Annotated in this window: 5 protein-coding genes and 1 pseudogene; 3 read left to right on the forward strand and 3 right to left on the reverse strand. The window is 74.0% G+C overall.

All coding sequences use genetic code 11. From position 1 onward, the window contains the following. Both AC1DUQ_RS16645 and AC1DUQ_RS16650 read right to left on the reverse strand, forming a co-directional pair. Nucleotides 1–341, reverse strand: a pseudogene (locus AC1DUQ_RS16645) (hypothetical protein); the annotation flags it as partial. Between the two features lie 70 nt (nucleotides 342–411). Beyond that, nucleotides 412–1,380, reverse strand: a complete 969-nt coding sequence (locus tag AC1DUQ_RS16650) for a helix-turn-helix domain-containing protein (RefSeq protein ID WP_477059464.1) — start codon at nucleotides 1,378–1,380, stop codon at nucleotides 412–414. A gap of 189 nt (nucleotides 1,381–1,569) precedes the next feature. On the opposite strand from AC1DUQ_RS16650, the gene AC1DUQ_RS16655 reads away from it, so the two are divergent. Then, nucleotides 1,570–2,286 carry an alpha/beta hydrolase gene (locus AC1DUQ_RS16655; RefSeq protein WP_477059465.1) on the forward strand — a complete coding sequence of 239 codons (717 nt, stop codon included), beginning with the start codon at nucleotides 1,570–1,572 and terminating at the stop codon, nucleotides 2,284–2,286. Here AC1DUQ_RS16655 and AC1DUQ_RS16660 read toward each other — a convergent pair. Continuing rightward, entirely contained in the window at nucleotides 2,255–3,436 is a 1,182-nt protein-coding gene (locus AC1DUQ_RS16660) for a winged helix DNA-binding domain-containing protein (protein WP_477074169.1), read from the reverse strand. The two genes, AC1DUQ_RS16655 and AC1DUQ_RS16660, sit on opposite strands and share 32 nt — an antisense overlap. A gap of 59 nt (nucleotides 3,437–3,495) precedes the next feature. On the opposite strand from AC1DUQ_RS16660, the gene AC1DUQ_RS16665 reads away from it, so the two are divergent. Together AC1DUQ_RS16665 and AC1DUQ_RS16670 are read left to right on the forward strand one after the other, a co-directional pair. Beyond that, nucleotides 3,496–4,323 carry an alpha/beta fold hydrolase gene (locus tag AC1DUQ_RS16665; protein WP_477059467.1) on the forward strand — a complete coding sequence of 276 codons (828 nt, stop codon included), beginning with the start codon at nucleotides 3,496–3,498 and terminating at the stop codon, nucleotides 4,321–4,323. 154 nt (nucleotides 4,324–4,477) lie between these two features. Next, nucleotides 4,478–5,548, forward strand: a complete 1,071-nt coding sequence (locus tag AC1DUQ_RS16670) for a lytic polysaccharide monooxygenase (RefSeq protein WP_477059468.1) — start codon at nucleotides 4,478–4,480, stop codon at nucleotides 5,546–5,548. The last annotated feature ends 25 nt before the right edge of the window (nucleotides 5,549–5,573 follow it).

Genomic DNA, 5,573 nt, shown 5'->3' on the forward strand with positions numbered 1-5,573 from the left:
GTCGCGGCCGGTGCGGTCGCCCGCGTCGGCGACACTCGCGGCGCGGGCGCGGCGGTCGAGGTGGGCGAGGGGGTGCTCGACGGGGTGGTCAGGGGAGCGAGCGGTGCACCGTCCGCGCCGGGGTCCGCGAGCGCGGGAGCCACCGGACCGGGGAGCAGCGGGCCCAGGCCCGGGACGGCGAGCCTGCTCATGCCGACCGGGAGCACGAGGGCGAGGACGACGAGCGCGCAGTAGAGCCCGACGAGGAGCCCCAGGGTCCACATGACCCGTCGCACCGTGCGGCCCCGGCGTCCGGAGGGGTCGACGAAGACCGCTCGCGGGGTGCCCGACAGACCACTCATCCTCGTCCTCTCGCCCTGGGACAACGGACGATCCTCCCACGAGGTCCCACGAACGGAGGATTCGCCCAGGTCAGACCGCCCCCGCGGACCCTGCGAGGCGCCACTCCCGCGGGGTCGTCCCGAACGCGTCCCGGAACACCCGTCCGAAGTGCGAGGCGTCGGTGAACCCCCAGCGCGCCCCGACGGTCGCGGCGGTGAGGTGGGCGGACGCGGGGTCGCGCAGGTCGCGTCGGCACGCCTCGAGCCGGGCGGCCCGGATCCAGTCCCCGAGCCGGATCCCGGCACGCGCCAGCTCGGCGTACAGCTGCCGGACGGAGACGTGGTGCGCCGCGGCGATCGTCGCCGCCGACAGGCCCCGGTCGGCCAGGTGCGCGCGGACGTACTCCTGGACGCGCAGGACGAGCGACCCGTGCAGCGGTGCGGCGGCGAGCTCGGGGTCGGCGACGTGGGTGGCGATGAGCGCGCGCAGCAGGTCGATGCTCGGGCCGGCGACGAGGGCAGCCGCGGCCGGGTCGTCGAGGACGTCGGTGCTCCCGAGCGAGTCGAAGTACGGCGCGACCACGGCCGCGAGCACGTTGTTGTCCGGCCCGATCCGCAGCCCTGTGACGGCGTCGAGCGTCCCGGCCGGGAGCCCGAGCGCGCTGCGGGGCACCTGGAAGTAGTGCAGCTCGGTGCGGTCGGTGTTGAGCACGGTGTACGGGCGGGTGCTCTCGTAGACCACCATGTCGCCGGCGCGCAGCACGGCCTGGTGCTCGCCCTGCGCGACCATCGTCGTGCCCGACACCTGCACCGCGAGGAAGACGGTCGGGTCGTGGTCCTGCCGCGCCAGGGCCGGGGTCCGCCGCAGCATCGTCGGCGTCGACCGGGCGGACGAGAAGTTCACCGGTCCCGCCTGCGCCACCTTGCAGAGCACCTCGATCTGCGGTCCCGGCCGGTCGTAGTCGATCTCGACCGGCAGCACCCCGGCCCAGATGGCGTCGTGGATGATCTCGATGCGGTCGTCGGGCGGTAGGTCGTCGGAGCGCAGGACCAGGCTCATACCGGAACCTCACAAGTCGGGCATCTCGGTTGTGAGCAACCGTACGGTCGTCGACCGACGCTTGGCACCTCCCGTCTCACGCCTGATCGTGCACAGCCCGACCAGAACCGTGCACGCACGGGCTACCGACGCGCGCCCGCACGTCCTGAGACTGGGCTGCACCCTGCCGTCGCCCGAAGGGAACCGACCATGAGCCCCACCGTCGTCCTGATCCACGGAGCATTTGCCGACGCCTCCGGCTGGGGCGGCGTCATCAGCCGCCTGAGCGCCGCCGGTGTCACCGCCTACGCCCCCGCCAACCCGCTGCGCAGCGTGTCCGCCGACGCCGCGTACATCCGGTCGTTCGTGTCGACGATCGAGGGGCCCGTGGTCCTCGTCGGCCACTCCTACGGCGGCGCGGTCATCACCAACGCGGCCGTGGGCGCCGACAACGTGAAGGCCCTGGTCTACATCGCGGCGTTCGCGCTCGAGGAGGGCGAGGCGGTCGGCGCGGCGACCGCCCTCGGCGCCGACGGCCCGCCGCCGGACCTCACGCAGGTCATCACGGTGCGCCCGTTCCCGGACTCCGGGGAGGGCAACGCGGACGCCTACCTGAACGTCGACATCTTCCCGCAGACGTTCTGCCAGGACCTGCCCCCGGAGGTGGGTGCCGTCATGGCCGTCTCCCAGCGGCCCGCCGCCCTCGCAACCCTCGGGGAGCCGTCCGGTCCGCCCGCGTGGAAGACGCTCCCCTCCTGGTACCTGGTCGCGTCGTCGGACCGGGTCATCCCGCCGGCGGCCGAGCGTGCCATGGCGGCCCGGGCGGGCTCGACGACGGTCGAGATCGACAGCTCGCACGTCGCGATGATCAGCCACCCCGACGAGGTCGCGGACCTCATCCAGCAGGCGGTCGCCGGGGTGGGGTGACCAGCGGGGCGGGGAACCGGGGCAGGACCGGCGTGCCGTGCAGCCACGCGGTGAGCCGGTCGGCCTCGGCGTCCAGCGCGGCGCGGGCGTCGGCACCGACGTCCTCGAGCAGGACCAGGTCGACGACCCCGTCCTTCGTCGACCAGCCGCCGACGATCCGCCCGTCCACCCAGACGGTCGCGCCGCCGTTGCCCACCGAGTCGAACACCTGAGCCCGGTACGGCCCGAGGTACCAGTCGCGCTCGGACCACCCCATCGTCGTCGGGTCGAGCGCGGGCAGCAGGGCGACCCACGGCTCGACCGGACCGACCGGGTCGACGTCGTCGGGGAGCACCCACCCGGTCCCCTGGTCGAGCGCCACCTCGACCGCGCCGACGTCCCGCAGCGCCCGCCGGACCGCGGTGAGCGTCGACCCGAGCCACCACTTCAGGTCGATCGTGGTGCCCGGGCCGAACCGGCGCAGCCACCGCTCCACCAGGCGCGCCCGGGCGACATCCTCGGGGAGCGCGAGGATCTCCTCGCCGAGCCAGTCGCTCGCGAGCGCCCAGGTGGGCCGCGAGCTGGTCCACGAGCCGAGGTTGCCCGCTCGCACGATCGTCCCGGCGGCCTGCAGGCAGGTCATCACCCGCGACACCACCGCGAAGGTGCCCGCCCACGACTTCCCGTGGCCGTACGCGATCGATCCCTCCAGCACCGGCTCACGGTCGCGGAGCTGCGCCGCGGTCAGCGGCCCGTCGGCGAGGCCGCCGACAGCGGCAGCCGTGACCTCGTCGAACCAGCGCTCGGCGTCCTCGACCAGACCCGCCTCGCGGACCTCCTTCTCGAGCCGACGCCGCTCCACCCCCGCCACCCGGTTGCTCGCGGCCGCCTGCACGACCGGCAGCAGCTCGCGCGTGACCGCGAACAGGGTGCGCCGCATCGCCAGGTGCTTCACCAGGGTGCGGTCGTCGTAGAGCGCGCGGTCCAGGTCGGGCACGGTGAACCCGTCGACGCGCGCCCACGCGGACAGGTAGAGCCCGGCGGGGTCCGTGCCGTGCAGGCAGACCATCGTGTCGACCGCCGCCTCGACGGAGTCCACGCGGAAGGCCGGGGCCACGGCGTGCCGACGAGCCAGTCGTGCGCGCCGCTCCGCGACGTCCAGGTGGATCACGTGCCGATCGTGTCGGGCGCCGGGCGGCGAGCACAACCGCAGGTCCCTAGGCTCGACCGGTGACCGCCCCCACCCGGGTCGAGCTGCCCGACGGCCGCACGCTGCGCGCCTACGACGTCCCCGTCGACGACGAACGCCTGACCGTCGTCTGGCACCACGGCACCCCGAACGTCGGCACGCCGCCGGAGCCGCTGCTGCCCTTGAACGCGGGCATCCGCTGGGTCTCGTACGACCGACCCGGCTACGGCGGATCCACCCCGCACCCCGGCCGGGACATCGCGTCGGCCGCCGGCGACGTCGAGGCGATCGTCGACGCCCTCGGCATCGAGCGGTTCGCGGTCCTCGGCCACTCCGGCGGAGCACCGCACGCGCTCGCCTGCGCCGCGCTCCTGGGTGACCGGGTGGTCGCGGCGGTGAGCGGATCGGGCCTCGCGCCGTACCCGGCCGACGGCCTCGACTGGTTCGCGGGCATCAACCCGACCGGCACCGCGGAGCTTCGCGCCGCCGTCGCGGGCCGCGGCGCCCTCGAACGCGAGCTGTCGGCCGGCCAGTACGACCCGGAGATGTTCACGCCGACCGACCACGCGGCGCTCGACGGCGAGTGGGGCTGGCTCGGACGGATCGCTGGCGAGGCCCAGAAGGGCGGGATCGGCGGGATGGTCGACGACGACCTGGCCTACGTCGCGCCCTGGGGCTTCGACCCGGCGGCCATCACCGCCCCCGTGCTGCTGCTGCACGGCGACGCCGACCGCGTCGTGCCGGCGGCGCACAGCCGGTGGCTGGCCGAGCGGATCCCGTCGGCGGAGCTGTGGCTGCGCCCCGGCGACGGACACGTGTCGGTGCTCGGCGCCGCCCCCGCCGCCCTCGACTGGATCCTGACGCGCTGACACCTCGGCCCTGTGTGAATCGCTTCGGCGCCTGGTCACCCCGGCCCGCAGTCGTGAGGGTGGACGGACGCCCCGGTCGCCCCGTCAGCGACCCCGGTTGCTGGCAGGGGCGCTTCCGGGGGGTCAACGACGACGTCTTCGAGAAGGGGAACCCATGCCTGTCCGAGCACGACCACGCATCCTGGTCACCGCACTCCTCGCGGTGGTCCTGGCGCTGGCGGCAGCGATCGTCACGTCGCAGCCCGCGTCCGCCCACGGATCGGTCACCAACCCGCCCTCCCGCAACTACGGCTGCTGGGAGCGCTGGGGCAGCAACCACCTGGACCCGGCGATGGAACAGCTGGACCCCATGTGCTGGCAGGCCTGGAAGGCCGACCCGAACGCCATGTGGAACTGGAACGGGCTCTTCCGCGAGGGAGTGGCCGGCAACCACCAGGCCGCGATCCCCGACGGGCAGCTCTGCTCGGGCGGCCGGACCCAGGCGCCCCGCTACAACGCGCTCGACGCGGTCGGCCCCTGGGTGGCCAAGGGCGTCCCGACGTCGTTCACCCTGACCCTGACCGACAGCGCCAAGCACGGAGCCGACTACCTGCGCATCTACGTGACCAAGCAGGGCTTCGACCCGACCACGGAAGCCATCGGCTGGGACGACCTCACGCTGCTCAAGGAGACCCCTCGCTACGGCACGACGGGTCTGTACGAGACCGACATCAACCTGGCCGGCCGTAGCGGCCGCGCGGTCCTGTACACGGTCTGGCAGGCCAGCCACCTCGACCAGTCCTACTACCTGTGCAGCGACATCAACATCGGCGGCGGCACCACGACGCCGACGCCCACTCCGACTCCCACGGTCACCGCCACGCCGACGCCCACCCCGACCGTGACGCCGACCCCGACCCCCACGCCGACAGCCACCCCGACGCCCACCCCCACACCGACCGGGACGCCCGGCGGGTGCACGGCGACCGTCAAGGTGGTCAACGCGTGGAACGGCGCGTTCGTCGGTGAGGTCACCATCACGGCCGGCTCGACCGCACTGACCGGCTGGCACACGGCCATCGGCGGCGCGACCCTCACGCAGGCGTGGAACGGCTCCCTGGCGGGCGCCAACACCATCACGAGCGCTGCGTGGAACAGCGCAGTTCCCGCCGGCGGCACCACCACCGCCGGCTTCATCGCCAACGGCAGCGGCACCGGCCTGACCGCCACCTGCGGCACGCACTGAGCGACCCGACGCCCGCCCGTCCCCG

This window comes from Cellulomonas sp. P4_B5_2, assembly GCF_056402235.1.